The following is a 22,514-nucleotide window of genomic DNA, read 5'->3' on the forward strand; positions in this document are numbered from 1 at the left end:
GCGGTGTCTGGTCGTCGGGGGCGTGGTGACCGGGATTGGGGCTGGTCAGGCGTGAGCGCGGCCGGTCACGACTCCCAGGAGATCTTGTTCAGCGCCATGTCGGCCGCGCGCCGCATCGCGGCCCGTACGTTGTCGCCGACCTCGGGGGCCGAGCAGTTGATCATCGTGATGACGTTGCCCCTGCGGGCGGCGAACAGCACCCAGCCCTTGGAGATCCCCTCGCACGCCTCCTGCCATCTGTCCCCGGCCGTCGCGCCCTGGTACTTGAGGCAGCCCATGTCGGCGCGGTGGAGGCCGCTCACCGCCGCACTGGCCGACTCGGTCCGCCCGCCATAGAGGTAGAGGTTGAGCTGCACCTGGAAGGTGTCCTTCGGCGGGAACATGGCCGTGCCGTACGCGCACAGCGACCAGTGGTAGCCGCCCATCGGCACGCGCTTGGTGCCCTTGGTGCCGAACTCGCCGAGGAGGGCCCGGCCCCGCAGGTCGTCGTAGATCCGGCACGGGTCGGGAAGTCGTTCGGCGTGCGTACCGCGCGCTCCCAACTCGAGGATCCCCGACGACCGGGCGACCAGGACGACGGCGCCGACCGCCACCGCGAGGACGACCGCCCCGCCGGCGACGAGCCACGGCCAGATCCGGGAGCGTCGTGGCGGCCCCGGGGGCATCCCCTGCCACGGCACCTGGCCCGGCCACGGTGGCGGGGCCGCCGGAAAGGGCGGAACCGGCGCGGGCGGCGGCCCGGTATGCGGCGCGGACGGCGGCGCCGAATCCGGGCTCGCCCAGCCGTTGGCCGACGGGTCGCCCCGCTCGGTGGGCGGCCACGATTCCATGCATTCCTCCCGTAGCCGCGCGGAGTGCGCGAACGGGACGCACCCTACCGCTACGGGCGGTCAGTCCTTGCGGGCCTTGCTGGGCTGGACGCGCTTCGGCTCGCCCTCCATCTTCGGATAGTTGGGCGGATATGGCATGTCGCCGAGGCCGTGATCGCGCTCGTCGCGGTCGGCCCACTCCAGCAGCGTCTCGAGGGAGAACGCCTGATCGTCGATTGCCGCGTGGAGGTCGCCGAGCTTGGCGAAGCGCTCCGGCATCGTCGCGATCGTGAAGTCCTCGGGCTCCACGTCGGGCAGCTCTTCCCAGGTGAGCGGGGCCGAGACCGGGGCGTACGGCTTCGGGCGGACGCTGTAGGCGGAGGCGATGGTGCGGTCGCGGGCGTTCTGGTTGAAGTCGATGAAGACCTTCTCGCCGCGCTCCTCCTTCCACCAGTTCGTGGTGACGAGGTCGGGCATCCGGCGCTCGATCTCACGGCCGAAGGCGAGCGCGCAGCGACGCACCTCGGTGAAGGTCCACTGCGGCTCGATGCGCACGTAGATGTGGACGCCACGGCCGCCGGAGGTCTTCGGGAAGCCGACGAAGCCGAGCTCGCCGAGGATGTCGCGGACGGCCTCCAGCGCGGTCTTCTTCGCGTCGGCGAAGTCGGTGCCGGGCTGCGGGTCGATGTCGATCCGCAGCTCGTCGGGATGGTCGACGTCGTCGCGGCGCACCGGCCAGGGGTGGAAGGTGACGGTGCCGAGGTTGGCGCACCAGGCCACGCTCGCGAACTCGGTGGGGCAGATCTCGTCGGCGTAGCGCCCGCTCGGGAAGGCGATCCGCGCCGTCTCGATCCACTCCGGGGCGTTCTTCGGGACGCGCTTCTGGTAGAACGCGTCACCCCGGTTGTCGGCGCGAGTGGCGATCTTCGCCCCCTCGAACACCCCGCCCGGCCAGCGCTCCAGCGTGGTCGGCCGGTCGCGCAGCGCGCGCAGGATGCCGTCGCCGACGGACAGGTAGTAGTTGACCAGATCCAGCTTGGTGTGCCCGCGAGCCGGAAAGTACACCTTGTCCGGATTGGTGACCTTGACGACGCGGTCTCCGACCTGGATCTCCACGAAAGGCGATGCCATACCGGCACGGTACAACCGCCCGCTGACAGACCACCCGGCGACGTGCGAAGCTCCACGCCTCTCAAGACGGCGGCGGGCCCGGAATGGCCGCCCGGGGCCCCAGGTTATGCAGGGTATGACAGTCATTCGCAAGAGCGACGAAGAGTGGAAGGTCCAGCTGTCGCCCGAGGAGTTCCACGTCCTGCGGGAGGCTGGCACCGAGGCACCCTGGTCCGGGGAGTACGTCTCCACCAAGACGGAGGGCGTGTACCGCTGTCGCGCGTGCGGCGCGGAGCTCTTCCGCTCGGACACGAAGTTCGACTCGCACTGCGGCTGGCCGAGCTTCTACCAGCCGACCGAGTCCGACGCGGTCACGCTGCTGCGCGACACCTCCCACGGCATGGTGCGGATCGAGGTCCGCTGCGCTCGCTGCGACTCCCACCTGGGACACGTCTTCGAGGGTGAGGGCTACCCGACCCCGACCGACCAGCGGTACTGCATCAACAGCGTCTCGCTGAACCTCGAACCCGCCGAATGACCGGTCAGGGGACGCTGCCCAGGCGGCAGTCGTCGCCGGAGTCCATCTTGTTGGCGAGGACGGGATATCCGTCGCTCTGCCGGGCGTGGACGAACACGACCGGCGCCCGGTCCCGGCTCTCGAGGTAGGACGCCGCGATCCGGCACAGGGCGGTGGCCGCCGGCGCGTTCGCGTCGGAGGCGGGCAGGTCGGTGTAGACGCGGAGGATGGGCGCGGTCCAGATGACCTGCCGCACGTGCGCGGCGACCGCGCCGCCCTTCGCCCGGTAGTACGCCAGCGCGGCCTCGTCCCGGGCGTCGTCACGGGCCGCCGGCGCGGTCGGCGTCGCGCTGGGGGTGGCCGTGGCCGGCCGTGGACGGCCCACCTCGACCGCCGGCCGGCCTGGCCGCCGGGGCGGGGAGCCCGGCGTGAGCACGACGACGAGGACCAGCACGAAACCGGCCGCCCCGCCGAGGGCCACGCACACCGGACGGGCGGCCGCGCCCGGCACGAGCCGGGCGATCATGCCGGGCGTGTCGGCGGGCGGCCGCACGTGTCTGCCTCTGCGACGCCGCGATCGAGTCACGCGTGGAATACTCCGCCGCGGCAAGGCGACCCACCCGCCCGATGAGCAAGTCATCGACGGCCCTTGACCTGCGAATGGGTTACGGCAGGGCGGCGACGAGCTCGGAGACCGGCTTGCGGGCGCCGGTGTAGAACGGCACCTCTTCGCGGGTGTGGCGCCGGGCCTCCGCCCCGCGCAGGTGCCGCATGAGGTCGACGATGCGGTGCAGCTCGTCCGCCTCGAAGGCCAGCATCCACTCGTAGTCGCCGAGCGCGAACGAGGAGACCGTGTTGGCCCGCACGTCGGGGAAGCCGCGGGCCATCTTCCCGTGCTCGGCGAGCATCGCCCGGCGCTCCTCGTCGGGCAGCAGATACCACTCGTAGGACCGGACGAACGGGTACACGCAGAGGTACCCGCGCGGCTCCTCATCGGCGAGGAACGCCGGGATGTGGCTCTTGTTGAACTCCGCCGGGCGATGCAGGGCCATCACCGACCACACCGGCTCGGAGGCGCGGCCGAGCGCCGTCCGCCGGAAGCGGTGGTAGATCTCCTGCAGGTCGTCGGAGGTCGGCGCGTGCCACCAGAACATGTAGTCGGCGTCGGCGCGCAGCCCCGCGACGTCGTACAGGCCGCGCGTCGTGACGTCCTTGGCCGCCGCCTGCTCGAGCAGGTCCTCGACCTCGCGGGCGACCGCCGCGCGGTCGGCCTCGGCCAGGTCACGGGCCCGGAACACCGACCACATGGTGTACCGGATCACCTCGTTGAGCTCGCGTGCCTTCGGTCGGCCCGTCTCTGCGGCACTCACGGTCGCACTCCTCTTCGCTTTCCGGGGGATACCGGGGGTCACCCGGGCCGGCCGCCCCGCTCACCGACCGGCTCGTCGCTTCGATCCGATTCTCCCCGACCGTTCACGTGTTCGAGCACCCGGGCCGCCGCGAGGCGGGCGGATCCGACGCATGCCGGAATGCCGACGCCGTCGTAGACGGCGCCGCACACCGCGACGCCGGGCAGCGTCGCGACCGCCGCGCGGATCCGCGCGACCCGCTCGAGATGCCCGACGGTGTACTGCGGCAGGCCACCGCCCCACCGGGTGACCCGCGTGTCGATCGGCAGCTCGTTGACGCCGCTGGTGCGGGCCAGCTCCGTCAAGGCCGCCGCCTTCAGCTCCTCGTCGGAACGCTGGAGCGCCTGCTCGTCGCCGTACCGGCCGATGGAGCAGCGGGCCACGATGACGGTGCCGTCGGTCAGGTGCGGCCACTTGGTGCTGCTGAACGTGACGGCCTTGACGTCCTTCGTCTCGACGGCGGGCACCAGATAGCCGCTGCGGCGCGGCGGCTCGGGGAACGCCGTGCCCGCGTACGCGAGCGTGACGACCGCCATGCTGGCGTACTCGACACGGCCGAGCTCGGCCGCGGCCGACGGCGACGCGTCCTTCAGGAGGCGTCCGGCGGGGCGGGCGGGCACCGCGAGCACGACGGCGTCGACCTCGAGGGACTCGGGGTCGCGCGCGGGACCGATGGTGAGCCGCCAGCCGCCGGGCGTACGGGCCAGCTCGCGGACCATCGCCTCGGTGCGCACGGCGCCGCCGAACTCGGTGACCTTCGCGGCCAGCGCGCCGGGCAGCGCGCCCATCCCGTCGACGAGCGTGGTGAACAGCGGCCCGGGAGCGGCCGGAGCCGCCTCGGCCACCGTACGGGCGGCGGCGATCAGGGACCGGCGGCTCCGCGAGGCCGCGGCCAGGCCGCCCATCGTCGCCTCGAAGGACAGTTGGTCGACGCGCCCGGCGTACACCCCGCCGAGCAGCGGCTCGACCAGGCGGTCCACCACCTCGCGGCCGACCCGCGCGCCGACGAACTCGGCCACCGACACGTCCTCGCCTCGCGGCGTCTCCGGGCGGACCAGGTCGAGGGGCACCCTGGCGAGGCCACCCGGCGAGAGCACCTGGGAGCGGGCGAGGGCGACCAGGTCGGCCGGCACGCCCATGATCTGACCGGCGGGCATGGGGTGCAGGGCGCCACGGCTCCAGATGGCCGACGAGGTGGTGCCGGGGAAGGTCAGCCGGTCCCCCAGGCCGAGCTCGCGCACGAGTTCCAGGCCCTCCGGACGCCGTGCCAGCATCGCCTCGGCACCTTCGTCCACGGGAACGCCGGCGATCTCACTCACCTTGAGCTTGCCGCCGACGTCGGCACCGCCCTCCAGAAGGGTGACGCGGACACCGCTCTTGGCCAGCTCGTACGCTGCGGTCAGCCCGGCGACGCCCCCGCCGATGACGGCGACGTGAGCGCGATGTGCCTCATCGGTCATGGGTCCAACGATGGCAGACGTTCCAGACGACCGGCACCCAGGGGCGCGGCGCGTCCCCTCATCGCGGCGGGTCCCGTGATCGCGGCGCGTCGGCATCGTGACGGGATCGCGACCGCGGAGCGGCAACGGTGACGTGCGCCACAACGTCCCTCTTTACATGAGGTCTTTACTCTGCATGCTGGTCGCCGTTCTGCTCCTCGGAGGCTGCGCCGGTTCGAGCGACTCGAACGGCGCCTCGGGGTCGAGCGCGGAGGGTGCCGCGTCACTGAGGAGATCGGCCGCAGGCGGCGCCCCGAAGACCGCCCAGCAGGTCCGCCTGGAGCCCGCCCAGGCGATCATCTACACCGCCTCGCTCACCGTACGCGCCCGGGACGTCGCCGCCGCGGCGGCGAGGGCGAAGCAGATCGTCACCGGCGCGGGCGGGTACGTCGGCAGCGAACAGGCCGAGAGCTCCTCCGGCTCCCGGCCGGGATCGACGATCACGTTCAAGGTCCCGTCGGCGAGGTACGCGGAGGTCCTCGACCAGTTGGGCTCGGCGCAGATCGGCACGCGCACCTCCCTGCAGCAGCAGGCCGAGGACGTCACGCAGGAGGTCGCGGACGTCGACAGCCGGGTCGCCTCGGCCAAGGCCACGCTCGCCTCGTTCCGCGCGCTGCTCGCCAAGGCGACGACCGTGAGCGAGATCATCCGCGTCGAACAGGAGATCTCGCAGCGGCAGGCGGACCTGGAATCGCTGCAGGCACGCCAGCGGTCCCTGGCACGGCAGACGGCGTTCGCGACCGTGACGCTGCGGATCGATGGCAGCAAGCCGGCGAAGCGACGGGCTCATGGCTTCACGGGCGGGGTCGCGACGGGCTGGCGGGCCTTCACCGCGTTCGTGAGCGGACTCGCGCTGGTCCTCGGCTGGGCACTGCCGTTCCTGACCGTCGCCGCGTTGATCGGCCTGCCGCTGTACGGTCTCCGGCGGCGCAGACGCCCCTCGAAGTCCAAGGCCGATCGGCCGGAGGCCGCCTGACCGCGGTCAGCGGGCCGCCGACTCCTCGTGTACGAAGTCGACGAGCCGCGCCAGCATGTCGGGGTCGGTCGTGGGCAGCACGCCGTGGCCGAGGTTGAAGACGTGCCCTTCGGCGGTACGGCCCCGGGCGAGCACGTCGCGGGCGCGCGTCTCGATGACGTCCCACGGGGCGAACAGGATCGCCGGGTCGAGGTTGCCCTGCAACGCCTTGCCGGGCCCGACGCGCAGCACCGCCTCGTCGAGCGGCACCCGCCAGTCGACGCCGACGACGTCGGCGCCGGCCTCCCCCATGAGGCCGAGGAGTTCGCCGGTGCCGACACCGAAGTGGATGCGCGGCACGTCGTACGGCTCGAGAGCGGCGAAGATCTTGCGGCTGTGCGGCAGCACGGACGTGCGGTAGTCCTCCGGGCCGACGCCGCCCACCCACGAGTCGAACAGCTGGATGGCGCGCGCCCCCGCCTCGACCTGGATCTTCAGGTACGTCGCGGCGATGTCGGCGAGCCGGTCGAGCAGCCGGGCCCACAGCTCGGGCTCGCCGTACATCATCGCCTTGGTCCGGTCGTGGGTCTTGGACGGGCCGCCTTCGATGAGGTACGAGGCGAGGGTGAACGGGCCCCCGGCGAACCCGATCAGCGGGGTGCCGCCGAGCTCGCCGATGAGCGCGCCGACCGCCTCGGCGACGAACGGCACGTCGGCGGCTTCGAGCGGGCGCAGCCGGTCGACCGCGGCGGCGTCGCGGATCGGGTCGGCGATGACGGGGCCCACGCCGGGCTTGATGTCGAGGTCGATGCCGATCGCCTTGAGCGGGACGACGATGTCGCTGAAGAAGATGGCGGCGTCGACCGCGTAGCGGCGCACGGGCTGCATCGTGATCTCGACGACGAGGTCGGGCCGGGCGCACGCCTCGAGCATCGGGATGCCCACCCGGGCCTCGCGGTACTCCGGCAGCGAGCGGCCCGCCTGGCGCATGAACCAGACAGGGGTGTGCGGCACCGGCCGGCGACGGCAGGCGAGCAGGAAGGCGCTCTCCTCGCGCTGCTCCGGCCCGGCCCCGTGGGGCCCGCTGTCTTGCGGCATGACGGTGCGCTCCTGTCTGGTTTTCGCGGAAGGTGCAGGCATGCGGCCCGCTCTGGATCGTCCCACGAATAGGCGCCGCACCGCGCACCACCCCGCAAGACGCGCACTCCCGTCCCCTGGGACACCTGTCTTCGCGCGCACCGCCCAGCGATCCCGTCCCCGCACGCCACCCGCGATCGCCATCGGCCCGCGCCGACACGGCCCGCATCGCCCGCCCCAGACCGCTGGAACGGTCCCGCATCGGTCTCGCGGTCCCGTACGATGAGGCCGCGACGACGTCTGGCGGACAGATCGCGGGGCATGGCCCTACGTCCGTTATGAGAATCTTCAGGACACGCCGAGCGATGTCCTGCAATCACGCCGGGGCGCATGCGAACGTGTGAACGCTCCCCCTGCCGGATCGAGGGAGGTCACCGAGATGGCCCTCACACGTCATTGTTCCGTCTGTAATGGCGAACGCCGCTTCGAACAGCCGCCGTGCGCGGACGGCCACGGCGCGGACTGCCCCGAGTGGGCGTGCGTGGACTGCGGCATGGCGATCCTGATCGGCGACGCGCCGGCGCTTCCCGTGATCGCCCACTCTGAGGCGGCCTGAGGGTCGCTGTGCACATGCGTGAGTCAAATCGTTCCCAGGCGTGCCGGGTGGATCGGCCGTACGCCCGATGACGGCCTCGAGCGACCCCGTACCCGGACCGTTCCAACGCGTGGCCGAGACGCTGCGGGCCATGGTCGACGCCGAGCCCGCGCGGCCCGAGCTTCTGCTCGAGGACATGCCCGCGCCGCAGCGGCTGGCGCCCTACGCCGCGGCGATCATGGCGACGGTGTACCGGGAGGACGACACGGAGCTCGCCGTCGGCCGTCTGATCGTCTTGTACGACCCCGAGGGGCAGCGCGGCTGGGACGGGGACTTCCGGCTGGTCGCCTACGTACGGGCGGAGCTGGAGCCCGAGATCGCCGCCGATCCGCTGATCGGGCCCGTGGGGTGGAGCTGGCTGACCGAGGCCCTCGACGCGCACCGGGCCGGGTACAAGGCCGCGTCGGGCACGATCACCCGGGCGGTTTCGGAGAGCTTCGGTGACAAGGACGCCGACCCGGCGACGACCGAGTTGGAGCTCCGCGCTTCATGGTCACCGACAAGTGAGGATATTGCAGGGCATATCAGTGCATGGTGCGATGTTCTATGTCAGGCGGCGGGCTTGCCGCCCGCGGGAGTGACCTCACTGCCGAGTTCCGGAGTTTGAGCACATACGGTAGGCGCGTGGAAGTGTCGGAAGCAGAAGTCGTACCCCTACTTGAACCACGGGAGGGCATCCCTCCGGTCATCGAGACGCCGGAGGCGCTCCAGGACGCGGTCGAACGCCTGGCCGCCGGGACGGGCCCCGTCGCGGTGGACGCCGAGCGCGCGTCCGGATACCGCTACGGCCAGCGGGCCTACCTCGTGCAGCTTCGTCGCTCCGGATCGGGAACGTTCCTGATCGACCCGGTGCCGTGTACGGACCTGTCCGCGCTGGACGCGACGCTCGCCGATACCGAGATGGTGCTGCACGCCGCCAGCCAGGACCTGCCGTGCCTGGCCGAGCTCGGGCTCGCACCCCGCCGCCTGTTCGACACCGAACTTGCCGGACGGCTGCTCGGCTATCCCCGCGTCGGCCTGGGCACGATGGTCGAGACGGTCCTCGGTTACACGCTGGAGAAGGGCCATTCGGCGGCCGACTGGTCCAGCCGCCCGCTGCCCGCCGACTGGCTCCGCTACGCCGCGCTCGACGTCGAGCTCCTGGTGGAGCTGCGCGACGCGCTGCAGCGGCAACTGGATGAGGCGGGCAAGCTGCGGTGGGCCGAGGAGGAGTTCGCCGCGATCCTGGCCACTCCCCCGAAGGAACCCCGGCAGGACCCCTGGCGGCGCACGTCCGGCATCCACCGCCTGCGCAGCCGCCGCAGCCTCGCCGTCGTCCGTGAGCTGTGGACGACCCGTGACCGGATCGCCCGCGAGCGCGATCTGTCCCCCGGCCGGGTGCTGCCCGACTCCGCGATCGTCGAGGCGGCGCTGGAGCTCCCGCGGACCCCGGACGATCTGGCGGCGCTGGCCTCGTTCCGCGGGCGCAACACCCGGCGGCACGCTCCGGCCTGGTTCCGGGCCGTGCAGCGGGGGCGGACCCTCCCGGACGCCTCGCTGCCCGAGCACAGCATCCCCGGAGACGGGCCGCCGCCCGCCCACCGCTGGGCGGAGCGCGACCCGGCGGCCGCCGAGCGCCTGAGCGCGCTGCGGGCCGTGGTGGCCGCGCTGGCCGACGAGCACACCCTGCCCACGGAGAACCTCCTCCAGCCCGACACCGTCCGACGGCTCGCCTGGGATCCGCCGGAGGAGGTGACGGCCGAGTCGATCGGCGTCGTGCTCACCGCACTCGGGGCCCGTACCTGGCAGGTGGAGCTGACGGCGACGCCCCTCGCCAAGGCGCTGCTCCGGCTGGCCGCCAAGCGTGAGGTCTGACCACCCGCCCGGTGCCGATCCGATCGTCACCCGGCGGCTCGTGCTGCGGCGGCTGGAGCGCGGGCCCGCGCGTGCGCTCGCCCGGGGCGACTCCTCGGGGATCGTGGCGGCCGGCGGGTGGCCGACGGACGCGACCGCGATGGTCGCCCACCGGGCGGCCGCCGACCCCGGCGCGCTCACCTGGCTGATCCACCGCGAGGACGCGGTGATCGGCGAGTGCGGGCTGAAACACGGGCCGGGCCCCGACGGGACCGTCGAGATCGCCTATGGCCTCGGTGGTCCCTGGCGGTCGCGGGGGTACGGCACCGAGGCGATCCGTGGCCTCCTGGGATGGCTCGAAGGGTCCGCCGCCTGCCGCCAGGTGATCGCCGAGGTGCATGCGGGCAACGTCCCGTCCCGGCGGCTCCTGGAGCGGCTCGGATTCACCGTCGACATCCTCACACCGCCGTACGTCTGGTACACCCGCGCCCTGGGATGACGGCGACCGCGCCATACTGCGCGGCCGGACCTACCCCGCGATCAGCCCGTGCGACGCGGTCGGCGCAGGTGGTCAGAGCAGGACGAAGGACAGCCCGCGGGCCTTCAGCTTCGGGATGACCTGACCCAGGGCCTTGATCGTCTCGGAGCGGTCGCCTCCGCCGTCGTGGCACAGGAGGATGTCCCCGCCCTTGGCCTCCAGCAGGCTCCGCTTGATGCTGCGGGTGCCCGGGCGGGCCCAGTCGCGTGGGTCGATGTCCCAGTCGATCGGCAGCATCCCGTGCCGGGCCGCCGAGCCGAACACCGCGCGCGACCACGCCCCACCCGGCGAGCGGAAGAACTTCGGCACGACCCCGGTGGCGTCGCAGATGCGCTCGTGCGCCTCGGTGATCTCCTTGTCGACCTTCCGGGACGACAGCGAGGCGATGTCCAGCGGGTGGTTCATCGTGTGGTTGCAGATCTGGTGGCCCGCCGCGGCGATTTGCTGCGCCAGCTTCGGGAACTGCTTCACCTGGATGCCGATGAGCGAGAACGTCGCCTTCACGTCGTGCTCGGCCAGCAGGTCGAGCATCTTCGGCGTCCACTCCGGGTGCGGGCCGTCATCGATGGTCAGCGAGATCGCGTTGGGCGGTGCGGTCGGGAGGACGTCGTGCAGCGTGTGGATGGCCTCCTTGCGACGCGGCAGCGGCGTCGGCGTCGGAGGCTTCGGCGTGGGGGTGGGCGTCGGGGAGGTGTCCGCGGGCGGGATGACGGCGCGGCCCCGGGCGACAGAATGCCGGTTCGCGGCGGGGATCCCCTTGACTCTGTCTCCGGCGAGCAGGAGAGCGGCGCTGGCTGCACCGAGAGTGATCATGCGACGGCGTGTCACGACATCCCGAAACTCCACGTGTCAAACGCTATGCCCTAACTGGTACCGCTGGACACACGTGATCGGATCGCAACAGAGGAACCACTACAGGGACGTGACGCATTAGACACCGCAATCGGGCTTTGAGTGACATTCCGGGCTTGCGTTCGGCGACCCCCTCCCGCACACTCAGTTAGGTTAGGTTTGCCTAAGATTCCCCTGTGCGAAGGAGCGCGTCCCCTTGCTGCTCGGCAACTTCCTCATCGGCCTGCGCGAAGGGCTCGAAGCGTCGCTGGTCGTCAGCATCCTCATCGCGTACCTGGTGAAGTCGGGCAACCGACGGGCTCTCGGTCCGGTCTGGGCCGGCATCGGCACCGCGATCGGGATCAGCGTCGCGTTCTGCGTGTTGCTGAGCTTCGCCTCGGGCGAGATGCAGTTCAAGACGCAGGAGGCCTTCGGCGGCACCCTCTCGATCGTCGCGGTCGGCCTCGTGACGTGGATGGTCTTCTGGATGCGCCGGGCCGCGCGGTTCATGAAGGCCGAGCTCGAGGGCAAGCTCGAAGGCGCGCTGTCCCTCGGCACCGGCGCGCTGTTCGCCGTGGCACTCCTGGCCGTCGGACGGGAGGGTCTGGAGACGGCCCTGTTCCTGTGGACCAACATCGACGCCGCCAACAACACCACCGAGCCGATCATCGGCGCCGTGCTCGGCCTTCTCACCGCCGCCCTGCTGGGTTACCTGCTGTACCGCGGCGGGCTGAAGCTCAACCTCAAGCGCTTCTTCACCATCACCGGCGCGGCACTCATCGTGGTGGCCGCCGGCGTCTTCGGCTACGGCTTCCACGACCTCCAGGAGGCGGGGATCCTGCCGGGGCTCACGTCGTACGCGTTCCAGCCGCACACCTGGTTCCAGGGCATGGGCACCCCCGGTCAGTGGCTGCAGACCGCCCTCCAAGGAGTCTTCAACCTCACGCCGCAGGTGACCGTGGTCCAGGCCGTGATGTGGGTGCTCTACCTCGTGCCGGTCATGATCCTGTTCCTCCGCCCGGCCAAGCCGGCCGCTCCCAAGCCGCAGCGGCAACCGGCGCCCGCCCAAGGCTGACTCCCGGCGCCCAGCCCGACCTCTCGCCCCCGGCCGTCCCGGCCGGGGGCTTTCGCGTTCCCGGATGGAGAATCTCTCTTGACTGGCAAGATACTCTAGTATCAAGATGCTCTTCTCAAGAGAAGAACTATCTCCGAGCGAACAGAGGGTGTCGTGATGCGAGTACTGATCGTGGGCGGCGGCGTGGCCGGCGCGGTGGCGGGGATCGCCGCGAAGAAGGCGGGGCTGGACCCGGTGATCTACGAGGCGTACGAGCACAGCTCGGGCCTCTCCCACGGCGTCTACCTGACCGTGGCGGTGAACGGCCTGGACGCGCTGCAGGCGGTCGACGCCGACAAGGTCGTCACCTCGGCCGGCTTCCCGTCCGGCCACATGCGCTTCGTCAGCGGCACCGGCAAGCAGCTCGGGACCATGCCCCTCGGGCCGACGCTCACCGACGGCACGGCCGCCCACACCATCCGGCGGGCGGACCTGTACGGCGGCCTGTACGAGGAGGCCGAGCGGCGCGGAGTCCCGATCGAGCACGGTAAGCGCCTGGTCGGCGCGACGACGGCCGGCGGGCGCGTGGTGGCGCGGTTCGCCGATGGGAGCACGGCCGAAGGAGACCTCCTGGTCGGCGCCGACGGCGTGCACTCGCCCACGCGCTCCCTCATCGACCCGGCCAATCCGGCCCCGCGCTACACCGGCCTCGGCAACACCGGCGGCTTCGTCCGCGACATGGGGATCGACGCCGAGCCGGGCGACTACGTCATGATCTGGGGGAAGAACTGCTTCTTCGGGTACACCGTGAGCCCTGACGGGGAGATCTGGTGGTTCGCCAACCCGCCACGGGCCAGGGAACGGTCGCGCGAGGAGCTTCGCGCGCTGACGGCCGACCGCCTCCGCGAGGAGCTCGTCGGCATGCTGTCGGCGGACCGGACCCCCGGGGCGCGGATCGTGCGGGCGATGTCCGGCGACTTCCCGCTGACCAACCAGTACGACCTGCCGAACGTGCCGACCTGGCACACCGACCGGATGGTCGTCATCGGCGACGCGGCCCACGCCGTGTCCCCCTCCTCCGGCCAGGGCGCCTCCCTGGCCGCCGAGGACGCCGTCACGCTCGCCCGCTGCCTGCGCGACGCCCCGGACATCCCGCGGGCGCTGGCCGCGTACGAGAGGCTCCGCCGCGAGCGCGTGGAGCGGGTGGTGGCCTGGGGCTCGGGGATGAACAACACCAAGAAGCAGGGCCTGACCGGCCGCGTCCTGCGGGACCTGGCCCTGCCGTTCATCCTGCGGAACGCCGGAGGTCCCAAGTCGATGGCGAAGATGGCGTGGCTGTTCGAGCACCACGTCGACTGGGACGCCCCCGTCGCACTCTGACCGACCGGCGGACACGGACGGGCCGGGCCGCGCGACGCGCGACGCGCGACGCGCGACGCGCGGCGGGCGGCGGGCGGCGGGCGGCGGGCGGCGGGCGGCGGGTGGTGGGCGGCGGGTGGTGGGCGACCCCGGGTTACCCGCCAGTCGTTACCGGCGAGTAACCTATGGGTAGGAGTACCCAGCAGTGCTCCGCAGGCTCTGTCAGAAGGAGAACCGACCGTGCCCCGTACCGCACGTGACGTGGTCTTCGTCGACGGCGTTCGCACGCCGTTCGGCAAGGCGGGCCCCAAGGGGCTGTACGCCGAGACCCGCGCTGATGATCTGATCGTCCGGGTGATCCGCGAGCTGCGGAGGCGCAACCCCTCCCTGCCTGCGGACCGGGTCGACGAGGTCGCCATCGCCGCGACCACCCAGATCGGCGACCAGGGCCTCACGATCGGCCGCTCGGCCGCCGTTCTGGCCGGGCTGCCGAAGAGCGTCCCCGGGTACGCCATCGACCGGATGTGCGCCGGCGCGATGACCGCCGTGACGACCGTGGCGGGCGGCATCGCCTTCGGCGCGTACGACGTCGCCATCGCCGGCGGCGTCGAGCACATGGGCCGGCACCCGATGGGCGAGGGCGTCGACCCGAACCCGCGGTTCCTGGCCGAGAAGCTCGTCGACCCCTCCGCCCTGGTGATGGGGTCGACAGCGGAGAACCTCCACGACCGGTTCCCGCACATCACCCGTGAGCGCGCCGACGCGTACGCCCTGCGCAGCCAGCAGAAGGTGGCCGCCGCGTACGAGGCCGGGAAGATCCAGCCGGACCTGGTGCCGATGGCGATCCGCTCGCAGGAGAAGGGCTACGGCCTGGCGACCGCGGACGAGCCGCCGCGCCCGGGCACGACGCTGGAGGGGCTGGCCGGCCTGAAGACGCCGTTCCGGCCGCACGGCCACGTCACCGCGGGCAACGCCGCCGGGCTCAACGACGGCGCCACCGGCTGCATCGTCGCCGCCGAGGACGTCGCCGCCGAGCTGGGCCTGCCGGTCCGGATGCGGCTGGTCGACTACGCGTTCGCGGGCGTCGAGCCGGAGGTCATGGGCGTCGGCCCGGTGCCGGCCGCCGAGAAGCTCCTGGCCCGCAACGCGATCACGATGGACGACATCGGCCTGATCGAGATCAACGAGGCGTTCGCGGTGCAGGTGATCGCGTTCCTCGACCACTTCAAGATCGCCGACGACGATCCGCGCGTGAACCCCTGGGGCGGCGCGATCGCGCTGGGCCACCCCCTGGCGTCCTCCGGCGTCCGGCTGATGATGCAGCTGGCCCGCCAGTTCGCCGAGCGGCCGGACGTCCGCTTCGGCCTGACGACCATGTGTGTCGGAATGGGCATGGGCGGCACCGTTCTGTGGGAGAACCCGAACTTCGAGGGGGGCAAGTGAGCACGGTGCAGACGTGGCGTTCCCAGCTGGACGCCGGGAATGTCGATCACGACGAGGTCGTGACGCACGCGCGCGTTCGCGACGTCGAGCTGCCGTACGGCGCGGGCACCATGGCGCTGATCACGCTCGACAACGGGTTCGACCACACCAAGCCGAACACCTTCGGGCCGCGTGGCCTGCTGGCGCTGAACGACGCCCTCGACCAGGTGGCGGCGCGTGACGACGTCGCGGCGGTCGGCGTCACCGGCAAGCCGTTCATCTTCGCGGTCGGCGCGGACCTCAAGGGCGTGTCGGCGCTGGCCGGCCGCGAGGAGGCCACGCTGGTCGCGCGGCTCGGGCACGACGTGTTCCGGCGGCTCGGCGAGCTGAACGTGCCGTCCTTCGCGTTCGTGAACGGCGCGGCGATGGGCGGCGGCGTCGAGGTGGCGCTGCACTGCACGTACCGGACGATCTCCTCCGGCGTGCCCGCGCTCGCGCTGCCCGAGTGCTTCCTCGGCCTGGTCCCCGGCTGGGGCGGGACGTACCTGCTGCCCCGGCTGATCGGCGCGGCGAAGGCCCTCAAGGTCATCATCGAGAACCCCCTCAACCAGAACAAGATGCTCCGCGGGCCGCAGGCGTTCGAGCTGGGCGTCGCGGACGCGATGTTCGAGCCGGCGGACTTCCTGGAGGAGTCGCTGCGCTGGGCCGCCCGGGTGCTGACCGGCGAGGTGACGGTCGAGCGCGCCGAGGTCGACACCGGCAAGGCCTGGGACGACGCCGTCGCGCAGGCCCGGTGGTTCGCCGAGGGCAAGCTGCACGGCGCGGCCCCCGCGCCGCTGCGGGCGCTGGACCTGGTCGCGGCGGCCAAGGACCGCACCAGCGACGAGGGCTTCGCCGCCGAGGACGACGCTCTCGCCGACCTGATCATGAGCCCCGAGCTCCGGGCCGGCCTGTACGCGTTCGACCTGGTGCAGAAGCGCGCCAAGCGGCCCGCCGGCGCGCCCGACAAGGCCCTCGCACGGCCAGTGACCAAGGTCGGCGTGGTCGGCGCCGGGCTGATGGCCTCGCAGCTGGCCCTGCTGTTCGCCCGGCGGCTGAACGTCCCCGTCGTGCTCACCGACCTGGACCAGGAGCGCCTCGACAAGGGTGTCGGCTACGTCCACGCCGAGATCGACAAGCTGCTCGGCAGGGGCCGCGTCTCGGCGGACGAGGCGTCGCGGCTCAAGGGCCTGGTCACCGGCTCGCTGACCAAGGACGCCTTCGCCGACGCCGACTTCGTGATCGAGGCCGTCTTCGAGGAGATGGGCGTCAAGCAGAAGGTCTTCGCCGAGGTCGAGGCCGTCGTCTCGCCGGAGTGTGTGCTGGCCACCAACACCTCGTCGCTGTCGGTGACCGAGATGGCCGCCAAGCTCAAGCACCCGGAGCGGGTCGTCGGGTTCCACTTCTTCAACCCGGTCGCCGTGCTGCCGCTGCTGGAGATCGTTCGGGGCGAGCGGACCGACGACGCCGCCCTCGCCACGGCGTTCGCCACCGGCAAGGCGCTGAAGAAGTCCTGCGTGCTGGTCAAGGACGCGCCCGCGTTCGTGGTCAACCGCATCCTGCTGCGGCTGCAGGCGGCGATCCTCACGACGGTGGAGGAGGGCACTCCGATCGAGGTCGTCGAGCGCTCCACCAACCCGCTCGGCCTGCCGATGTCGCCGTTCGTGCTCATGGGTCTGGTCGGCCCGGCCATCGCCCTGCACGTCGGCGAGACGCTGCACGCGGCGTTCCCGGACCGGTTCCCGCTCTCCGACGGCCTGGCCAAGCTGGTCGCGGCGGGCAAGCCCGGGGTCTACCGCCCCGACTTCACGCTCGACCCCGAGGCCGTCGCCCTGTTCGAGGGCGGCACCTCGCCGTCCACCGAGGAGCAGGTCCTCGCCCGGGCACTCGACGCGCTCGCCGAGGAGATCAGGATCATGCTGGACGAGGGCGTCGTCGCGGCGCCCGAGGACATCGACCTGTGCCTGATCCTCGGCGCGGGCTGGCCGTTCCACCTGGGCGGCATCACGCCGTACCTCGACCGCACCGGCATCGCCGAGAAGGTCAACGGAGCGCGCTTCCACTCCTGACGTCGACTACGACGAGCGCCCCGGAACCCCGTGCCGGGGCGCTCTTCGCTTGATCAGGCCTTGTCGGCTCTCAAGTAGATATCATTGTTCTTTAGTGGATATCCTCGCTCTTCGTGATCTCTCCACTGCAACCTGGGGATCCTGCGCGGATAGGTCCGTACCTGCTGGATGGCCGACTGGGCGCGGGGGGCATGGGACAGGTCTATCTCGGGTCATCCCCGAGTGGCCGAGCCGTCGCGGTCAAGCTCATCAAGACCGAGCACGCGCGGGACCCACGGTTCCGCGAGCGGTTCTCGCGGGAGGTCGAGGCGGCGCGGCAGGTGGGCGGCTTCCACACGGCGCAGTTGCTCGACGCCGATCCAGATGCCGAGCTCCCCTGGCTGGTCACCGCCTTCATTCCCGGCCCCACGTTGCAGCGTGTCGTCGCCGAGCACGGGCCCCTCGCCCCAGCCGCCGTGGCCCGGTTGGGTGCGGGGTCGGCCGAGGGGCTGGCCGCCATCCACCGGTGCGGGTTGGTCCACCGTGACCTGAAACCCGGCAACGTCATCATGGCCGACGACGGACCGCGCATCATCGACTTCGGCATCGCGCATGCCGAAGACGGCGACTCGACGACCGGCGGCGGAGCGGTCATCGGCACCTACGCCTACATGTCGCCCGAACAGGTCCGCGCCGAGCCGGTATCGGCGGCCGGCGATGTGTTCTCCCTGGGCTCGGTGCTGGTCTTCGCCGCCACCGGCCGAGGTCCGTTCGACGCGACGACCGTGCCCGGCATCGTCCATCGGATCAGCAGCGAACCGCCATGGCTGGGCGGTCTCGAGGGCGAGCTGCGAGCCCTGCTGATCGCATGCCTCGCCAAGGACCCGGCCGATCGCCCCTCCGCCGCCGACGTGCTGAACCGCCTCGCCGTGACCGGGCCGATGGCGCACGCCTTCGTCGATGCCACCGCGCCCGCGGGCGCCGGCACGCCGCTGGGACGGCGCACGCTGCTGCTCGGTGGGATCGGCGCCGCCGCCACCGCCATCGCCGTTCCCACGGTCCTGCTCTGGCCGAAGATCGCGTCACACGGCCGTACCCGAAGCGCTCCCGCCGGCAATAGCGGCGTCGGCAAGCCGCTCGCACGTCTGGACGCCGGCGACACCGGCGATGTCACTCAGCTCGCCTTCAGCCCGGACGGCAGGACACTCGCCGGTGCTGGTCTCGACCGCACCCTCCGGCTCTGGGACATCACATCGGGCCGAATGGTCTTCGCCATCGCCGGGCACCTCAACGTCCCGGCGGTGACCTTCAGCACGGATGGTCAGACCCTGTTCAGCGGCGGCAACGCCGTGCGGCGCTGGGACGTGCACACGGGTGAGTCACGGGGCGTCCTGGTGAGCCATGCCCAGGCCACCGTCACCTGCCTGGCGTTCAGCCCTGACGGGAAGACCCTCGCCGTCGGCCTCACCAGCAGGGACCACAGCAGGGTCGAGGTCGTGGACGTGACCACCGGCCGTACCGTCGCGACCTTCGGACACAACGGCAACATGAACTCGGTCGCCTTCAGCCCGGACGGCGAGACGGTGGCCAGTGTGTCCGATATGGAGGCGGCGGTACGGCTGTGGTCGGCCAAGACCGGCCGGCTCATCAGATCGTTCACCGCCCCCATGGGCGGAATCCTGGACTACGCCTCGGCGATGTTCAGTCCTGACGGGAAGACCCTCGCCGGCGCCGGGCCCGGCATCAGGCTGTGGGAGGTGGCCACCGGGCGCCTCACCGCGACGCTCACCGACTCCCACCACATCCTCGACACGGCGGCATACCGTCCGGGCCGAGCGATGATCGCGGGCGCCGGACGCGGCCGGGTCGGCGCCGGCGACACCATCGGCAAGGCCGTCAGCCTGTGGGATCTGTCCAGCGGCCGTGTCACCACCACCCTGACGGGCGTCATGCCGACCTCCTCGGCCGGCTACGAGGTCCCGTCGCTGGCGTTCAGCCCGGACGGGGGGATCCTCGCAGCGGCCATGGGAGAGCCAGGTGGCGCCAGATGGATCCAGCTCTGGAAGCTTTCGTAGCGAGACGTTCCGCGACTATTTCCGGATGGTGCATGTGGATTCCTTGTCGCCCGACGATCCGCGGCAGATCGGCCCTTATCGCCTGGATGGCCGGTTGGGCGCGGGCGGCATGGGGCAGGTCTATCTGGGCACCTCGCCGGGCGGACGCAAGGTCGCGGTGAAGGTGATCCAGCCGGAGCTGGCGAACACCCCACAGTTCCGTGCTCGGTTCGCCCGGGAGGTCGAGGCGGCCCGCCGGGTGGGCGGTTTCCATACCGCCCATGTCGTCGACGCCGATCCGGGCGCCGAGGCCCCCTGGCTGGTCACCGCCTTCATCCCAGGTCCCACACTGCACAAGGTGGTCACACAGCGCGGCCCGCTCCCGCCGGAGGCCGCAGCACGGCTCGGCGCGGGGTTGGCCGAGGGACTGGCCGCCATCCACCAGTGCGGGCTGGTCCACCGTGACCTGAAACCCGGCAACATCATCATGGCCGACGACGGCCCCCGCATCATCGACTTCGGCATCGCTCGCGCCATGGACGCCACTTCACTCACCGCGACCGGCTCGGTGATCGGCACCTACGCCTACATGTCGCCCGAACAGATCCACGCTGACCGGACCGGACCCGCGAGCGACGTGTTCTCCCTGGGCTCAGTGCTGGTCTTCGCCGCTACCGGGCGGAGCCCGTTCGATGCACCGACCATCGCGGCGATCGTCCATCGGATTCTGCACGATCCGCCCGCACTCGACGGTCTCGGCGGCGACTTGCACGCTGTGCTGGCCGCATGCCTGGCGAAGGAGCCCACCGACCGTCCGACAGCGCAGAGCCTTCCGGCCCGCTTCACCAGCCTCCGCCCTGGTGGTACGGCCCTTCCTGCGCCCACCATGGCAGTGCCCGCGACCACGATCCACCCTCAAACATGGATCGAACCCGACCCGCAGCCGGCGCCGTTCACACGGCCAGAGCCCTCTCGCGGGGTATCCCGCCGCGCGCTGATCATCGGCGGACTGGCGGCCACCGCCACCACCGCGGTGGCCGGAACCTCCGTGCTCCTGTACGGACGGGAACACTCAGCTTCTCGATCTGGTAGACCCACTGCCGGCAACACCGCCACCGGCTCCAACGGCGTCGCCCTCACCGGACCGCAGGCACCCATCACCGCCGTCGCCTTCGACCCGACCGGCCGGACGTTGCTCGCCATGTCCGCGAGCTCTGCTGACAACAGTGTCTGGCGCTGGAACCTCGCGACCCGCCGCGGAGCCGCCGTCCACCTCAGCACGCCCCGGTCAGGTCTGGGCCAACCCACTGTCTTCAGTCCCGACCGCACGCTGCTGGCCAAAGCCGACCTGAACAAGATCATGCTCTGGGATGTGGCAACCGGCCGTGTCGCCCGCACCTTCACCGTGACCGCCCAGCGCCTGAACGGTGAACCCACCGACGGCTACGTCTTCTCGGCGGCCATCAGTCCCGACGGCAGGACCCTGGCCGCCGCCGGGCTCTTCAGAGGCGTGTACGTGTGGGACACCTCCTCCGGCCGCTCCCTCGGCATCCACAAGGACTCGCCGGGCGGCCACGTCGCCTTCAGCCCGGACGGCAGGCTCCTGCTCACCGGCGACCACCCCGTACAGCTCCGCGCCATGCCCGCTGGCCGGGTCACGGCCACCTACGACTACCGCTTCGGCTACGCACCGGGCGCGGTCGCGTTCAGCCCGGACAGCCAGGTACTCGCCATCACCGTTCACGAGACCATCTACCTGTGGAATGTCGTCTCGCAACGCCCCATCATCACGCTGAAAGGCCACACCGGATACATCCAGACACTCGCCTTCCACCCCCGAGGCGGCACCCTGGCCAGTGGTGGCGACGACAAGACGATCCGGCTGTGGAACACCGCCACCGGGGCCACGGTCACCACGTTCACCACCCTCAGCTCCGTCAGCGCCTTGGCGTTCACCCCCGACGGGTCGATCCTCGCGGCCGGCCTCAGCGGCGGTAGCGGTGATACCGCAGGCGACCGCATTCGCCTCTGGCACATCCCCTGATCATGGGTCTTGCAGACCCACGACAAGCTGCTCGGCCGCCTGATCCCCGGTCGCCGCTGCGCCCTTGAGCACGGTGGCCGCCGGGGATCAGCTGTGCCCGGAACAGCAGGTTCTCCTTGGCATCAGGAGGCGTGCGGGTCCGCCGAGCCGATTCCAGCGCCGAGCATCGCCGCCACCTGCCGGCCCTTCTCCTGGTTTTCCGCGACGTAGGGCCGCAGTTCCGCCTCGTACGCGCTGAAGGCGGCCGCGTGATCGCCGTCCGCCGAGGCCAGGTGGCGGGCGAGCGTCCAGGCGCCGATCAGCGCCTGTGAGGTGCCCATGCCGCTGGTGGACGCGGCGCAGTATCCCGCGTCGCCGACCAGGGCGACCCGGCCGCGTGACCAGCGGTCCAGATGGACCTGGCAGGTGGAGGCGAAGTAGAGGTCGTCGGCTCGGCTCATCGCCTCCAGCAACCGGGGCGCCTGCCAGCCGTGCCCGGCGAAGGCGGCGCGCACCGCCTGCTCCTGCTCCTGTCGGCCGCGTCGGTCCAGGGAGGGTGAGGCGGTGGCGAAGGAGAGGCTGACCGTGAGCCGATCCGCCTCATCGGCGCTGAACATGTAGATCGCCGTGTCCTCGAGGTGCTGCAGCAGCCCACTGTGGTCGAGGCCGAGGTGGTTGGCGGCGCTGAAGCCGACGCCGGAAAGGCCCAGGTGCCGTACGGCATCCGCGTGCGGTCCGAAGGCCAGCTCCCGAACCTTCGAATACACGCCGTCGGCCCCGAAGACCAGGTCGAACTCCCGTGCGGCGCCGCGTTCGAACTGGACCGTGACGCCGGACTCGTGCTGGGTCATCGCGCTGATCGAATCGTCGAACACGTACTCCACGTCGTCCGCGGTGATGCGGTGCAGGATCCGGGTCAGCGCCCGCTTCGGCACCTCCAGTTCGCCGGCGAACGCCTCGGCGGGCAGTTGCCCGGTCTCGGTGCCCTGCTCGTCCACCAGGGTCGTGCCGCGCATCTTCGTGTCGTGGTCGCGAACCTCGGCGAGGACGCCCATCTCCTCCAGCGCGTCGAATGCCGCGCCGCGGAAGTCCACCGCGTACCCACTGTCGCGAAGCTCCGGCGCGCGCTCGACCACGGTCACGTCGTAGCCGTCGCGGTGCAGGAAGTAGGCGAGGGCGGGTCCGGCCACGCTCGCACCCGAGATCAGAACCGTCGTCTTGGTCATGGGAACGACCGTAGCCACGTCTTGCCCATTTGGTCAAACCATATGGATGAACCATT

Annotated in this window: 20 protein-coding genes; 12 read left to right on the top strand and 8 right to left on the bottom strand. The window is 71.4% G+C overall.

What is annotated here, in order from left to right; all coding sequences use genetic code 11:
• Nucleotides 1-65 precede the first annotated feature (65 nt).
• Together ACQP2O_RS38040 and ligD are read right to left on the bottom strand one after the other, a co-directional pair.
• Complete coding sequence (locus ACQP2O_RS38040) at nt 66-830, bottom strand: hypothetical protein (protein WP_433173804.1); 765 nt, start codon at nt 828-830, stop codon at nt 66-68.
• 60 nt (nt 831-890) lie between these two features.
• Complete coding sequence (gene ligD, locus ACQP2O_RS38045) at nt 891-1,940, bottom strand: non-homologous end-joining DNA ligase (protein WP_433173806.1); 1,050 nt, start codon at nt 1,938-1,940, stop codon at nt 891-893.
• 115 nt (nt 1,941-2,055) lie between these two features.
• Between ligD and msrB the strand changes: the two genes are divergently transcribed.
• Nucleotides 2,056-2,457 carry a peptide-methionine (R)-S-oxide reductase MsrB gene (msrB, locus tag ACQP2O_RS38050; protein WP_433173808.1) on the top strand — a complete coding sequence of 134 codons (402 nt, stop codon included), beginning with the start codon at nt 2,056-2,058 and terminating at the stop codon, nt 2,455-2,457.
• 4 nt (nt 2,458-2,461) lie between these two features.
• Here msrB and ACQP2O_RS38055 read toward each other — a convergent pair whose 3' ends face one another.
• The 3 genes from ACQP2O_RS38055 to hemG all read right to left on the bottom strand — a co-directional run bounded on the left by ACQP2O_RS38055 (nt 2,462) and on the right by hemG (nt 5,305).
• Nucleotides 2,462-2,989 carry a hypothetical protein gene (locus ACQP2O_RS38055; protein WP_433173810.1) on the bottom strand — a complete coding sequence of 176 codons (528 nt, stop codon included), beginning with the start codon at nt 2,987-2,989 and terminating at the stop codon, nt 2,462-2,464.
• A gap of 112 nt (nt 2,990-3,101) precedes the next feature.
• Nucleotides 3,102-3,743, bottom strand: coding sequence for a hydrogen peroxide-dependent heme synthase (hemQ, locus tag ACQP2O_RS38060; RefSeq protein ID WP_433191281.1), 642 nt, complete (start codon nt 3,741-3,743; stop codon nt 3,102-3,104).
• Nucleotides 3,744-3,844: 101 nt separating this feature from the next.
• Nucleotides 3,845-5,305, bottom strand: coding sequence for a protoporphyrinogen oxidase (gene hemG / locus ACQP2O_RS38065; protein ID WP_433173812.1), 1,461 nt, complete (start codon nt 5,303-5,305; stop codon nt 3,845-3,847).
• 175 nt (nt 5,306-5,480) lie between these two features.
• Between hemG and ACQP2O_RS38070 the strand changes: the two genes are divergently transcribed.
• A complete protein-coding gene (locus tag ACQP2O_RS38070; protein ID WP_433173814.1) occupies nt 5,481-6,320 on the top strand; it encodes a DUF4349 domain-containing protein in 840 nt (279 codons plus the stop codon).
• Between the two features lie 6 nt (nt 6,321-6,326).
• Here ACQP2O_RS38070 and hemE read toward each other — a convergent pair whose 3' ends face one another.
• Nucleotides 6,327-7,397 carry a uroporphyrinogen decarboxylase gene (hemE, locus tag ACQP2O_RS38075; protein ID WP_433173816.1) on the bottom strand — a complete coding sequence of 357 codons (1,071 nt, stop codon included), beginning with the start codon at nt 7,395-7,397 and terminating at the stop codon, nt 6,327-6,329.
• A 418-nt stretch (nt 7,398-7,815) separates the two neighbouring features.
• Between hemE and ACQP2O_RS38080 the strand changes: the two genes are divergently transcribed.
• From ACQP2O_RS38080 to ACQP2O_RS38095, 4 genes are all read left to right on the top strand, one after another.
• A complete protein-coding gene (locus tag ACQP2O_RS38080) occupies nt 7,816-7,992 on the top strand; it encodes a hypothetical protein (protein ID WP_433173818.1) in 177 nt (58 codons plus the stop codon).
• A gap of 67 nt (nt 7,993-8,059) precedes the next feature.
• Nucleotides 8,060-8,638: a DUF3000 domain-containing protein gene (locus ACQP2O_RS38085; protein ID WP_433173820.1), complete on the top strand. Its 579-nt coding sequence runs from the start codon at nt 8,060-8,062 to the stop codon at nt 8,636-8,638.
• A gap of 23 nt (nt 8,639-8,661) precedes the next feature.
• Nucleotides 8,662-9,885, top strand: a complete 1,224-nt coding sequence (locus ACQP2O_RS38090; protein ID WP_433191283.1) for an HRDC domain-containing protein — start codon at nt 8,662-8,664, stop codon at nt 9,883-9,885.
• Nucleotides 9,875-10,363, top strand: coding sequence for a GNAT family N-acetyltransferase (locus tag ACQP2O_RS38095; RefSeq protein ID WP_433173822.1), 489 nt, complete (start codon nt 9,875-9,877; stop codon nt 10,361-10,363). The genes ACQP2O_RS38090 and ACQP2O_RS38095 overlap by 11 nt, the downstream gene beginning before the upstream one ends.
• Before the next feature lie 72 nt (nt 10,364-10,435).
• Here the strand turns inward: ACQP2O_RS38095 and ACQP2O_RS38100 are convergent, their stop codons facing one another.
• Nucleotides 10,436-11,248 (bottom strand): polysaccharide deacetylase family protein, encoded by an 813-nt coding sequence (locus ACQP2O_RS38100; RefSeq protein WP_433173824.1) that lies wholly within the window; start codon nt 11,246-11,248, stop codon nt 10,436-10,438.
• Nucleotides 11,249-11,450: 202 nt separating this feature from the next.
• Between ACQP2O_RS38100 and efeU the strand changes: the two genes are divergently transcribed.
• From efeU to ACQP2O_RS38130, 6 genes are all read left to right on the top strand, one after another.
• Nucleotides 11,451-12,308 carry an iron uptake transporter permease EfeU gene (gene efeU, locus ACQP2O_RS38105; protein ID WP_433173826.1) on the top strand — a complete coding sequence of 286 codons (858 nt, stop codon included), beginning with the start codon at nt 11,451-11,453 and terminating at the stop codon, nt 12,306-12,308.
• A 156-nt stretch (nt 12,309-12,464) separates the two neighbouring features.
• On the top strand, nt 12,465-13,667 hold the full coding sequence (locus ACQP2O_RS38110; RefSeq protein ID WP_433173828.1) for an FAD-dependent oxidoreductase: 1,203 nt from the start codon (nt 12,465-12,467) through the stop codon (nt 13,665-13,667).
• Between the two features lie 219 nt (nt 13,668-13,886).
• Nucleotides 13,887-15,089: a thiolase family protein gene (locus tag ACQP2O_RS38115; RefSeq protein WP_433173830.1), complete on the top strand. Its 1,203-nt coding sequence runs from the start codon at nt 13,887-13,889 to the stop codon at nt 15,087-15,089.
• Nucleotides 15,086-17,176 (top strand): 3-hydroxyacyl-CoA dehydrogenase NAD-binding domain-containing protein, encoded by a 2,091-nt coding sequence (locus ACQP2O_RS38120; RefSeq protein ID WP_433173832.1) that lies wholly within the window; start codon nt 15,086-15,088, stop codon nt 17,174-17,176. Before ACQP2O_RS38115 ends, ACQP2O_RS38120 begins: the two co-directional genes overlap by 4 nt.
• Before the next feature lie 113 nt (nt 17,177-17,289).
• On the top strand, nt 17,290-19,230 hold the full coding sequence (locus tag ACQP2O_RS38125; protein ID WP_433173834.1) for a WD40 repeat domain-containing serine/threonine protein kinase: 1,941 nt from the start codon (nt 17,290-17,292) through the stop codon (nt 19,228-19,230).
• A 25-nt stretch (nt 19,231-19,255) separates the two neighbouring features.
• Nucleotides 19,256-21,253: a WD40 repeat domain-containing serine/threonine protein kinase gene (locus ACQP2O_RS38130; RefSeq protein ID WP_433173836.1), complete on the top strand. Its 1,998-nt coding sequence runs from the start codon at nt 19,256-19,258 to the stop codon at nt 21,251-21,253.
• 122 nt (nt 21,254-21,375) lie between these two features.
• On the opposite strand, the gene ACQP2O_RS38135 is transcribed toward ACQP2O_RS38130, so the two are convergent.
• Nucleotides 21,376-22,458 (bottom strand): FAD-dependent monooxygenase, encoded by a 1,083-nt coding sequence (locus ACQP2O_RS38135; protein ID WP_433173838.1) that lies wholly within the window; start codon nt 22,456-22,458, stop codon nt 21,376-21,378.
• Nucleotides 22,459-22,514: the final 56 nt, after the last annotated feature.

It is taken from the genome of Actinoallomurus sp. CA-150999, from assembly GCF_050942425.1.
Lineage (GTDB): Bacteria > Actinomycetota > Actinomycetes > Streptosporangiales > Streptosporangiaceae > Actinoallomurus.

Coding starts and splice junctions, on each gene's coding strand:
- ACQP2O_RS38110 (WP_433173828.1), top strand. CDS start 12,465: ATGCGAGTACTGATCGTGGGCGGCGGCGTGGCCGGCGCGGTGGCGGGG.
- ACQP2O_RS38040 (WP_433173804.1), bottom strand. CDS start 830: ATGGAATCGTGGCCGCCCACCGAGCGGGGCGACCCGTCGGCCAACGGC.
- ACQP2O_RS38130 (WP_433173836.1), top strand. CDS start 19,256: ATGGTGCATGTGGATTCCTTGTCGCCCGACGATCCGCGGCAGATCGGC.
- ligD (WP_433173806.1), bottom strand. CDS start 1,940: ATGGCATCGCCTTTCGTGGAGATCCAGGTCGGAGACCGCGTCGTCAAG.
- hemE (WP_433173816.1), bottom strand. CDS start 7,397: ATGCCGCAAGACAGCGGGCCCCACGGGGCCGGGCCGGAGCAGCGCGAG.
- hemQ (WP_433191281.1), bottom strand. CDS start 3,743: ATGTGGTCGGTGTTCCGGGCCCGTGACCTGGCCGAGGCCGACCGCGCG.
- hemG (WP_433173812.1), bottom strand. CDS start 5,305: ATGACCGATGAGGCACATCGCGCTCACGTCGCCGTCATCGGCGGGGGC.
- ACQP2O_RS38085 (WP_433173820.1), top strand. CDS start 8,060: ATGACGGCCTCGAGCGACCCCGTACCCGGACCGTTCCAACGCGTGGCC.
- ACQP2O_RS38080 (WP_433173818.1), top strand. CDS start 7,816: ATGGCCCTCACACGTCATTGTTCCGTCTGTAATGGCGAACGCCGCTTC.
- msrB (WP_433173808.1), top strand. CDS start 2,056: ATGACAGTCATTCGCAAGAGCGACGAAGAGTGGAAGGTCCAGCTGTCG.
- ACQP2O_RS38070 (WP_433173814.1), top strand. CDS start 5,481: ATGCTGGTCGCCGTTCTGCTCCTCGGAGGCTGCGCCGGTTCGAGCGAC.
- ACQP2O_RS38135 (WP_433173838.1), bottom strand. CDS start 22,458: ATGACCAAGACGACGGTTCTGATCTCGGGTGCGAGCGTGGCCGGACCC.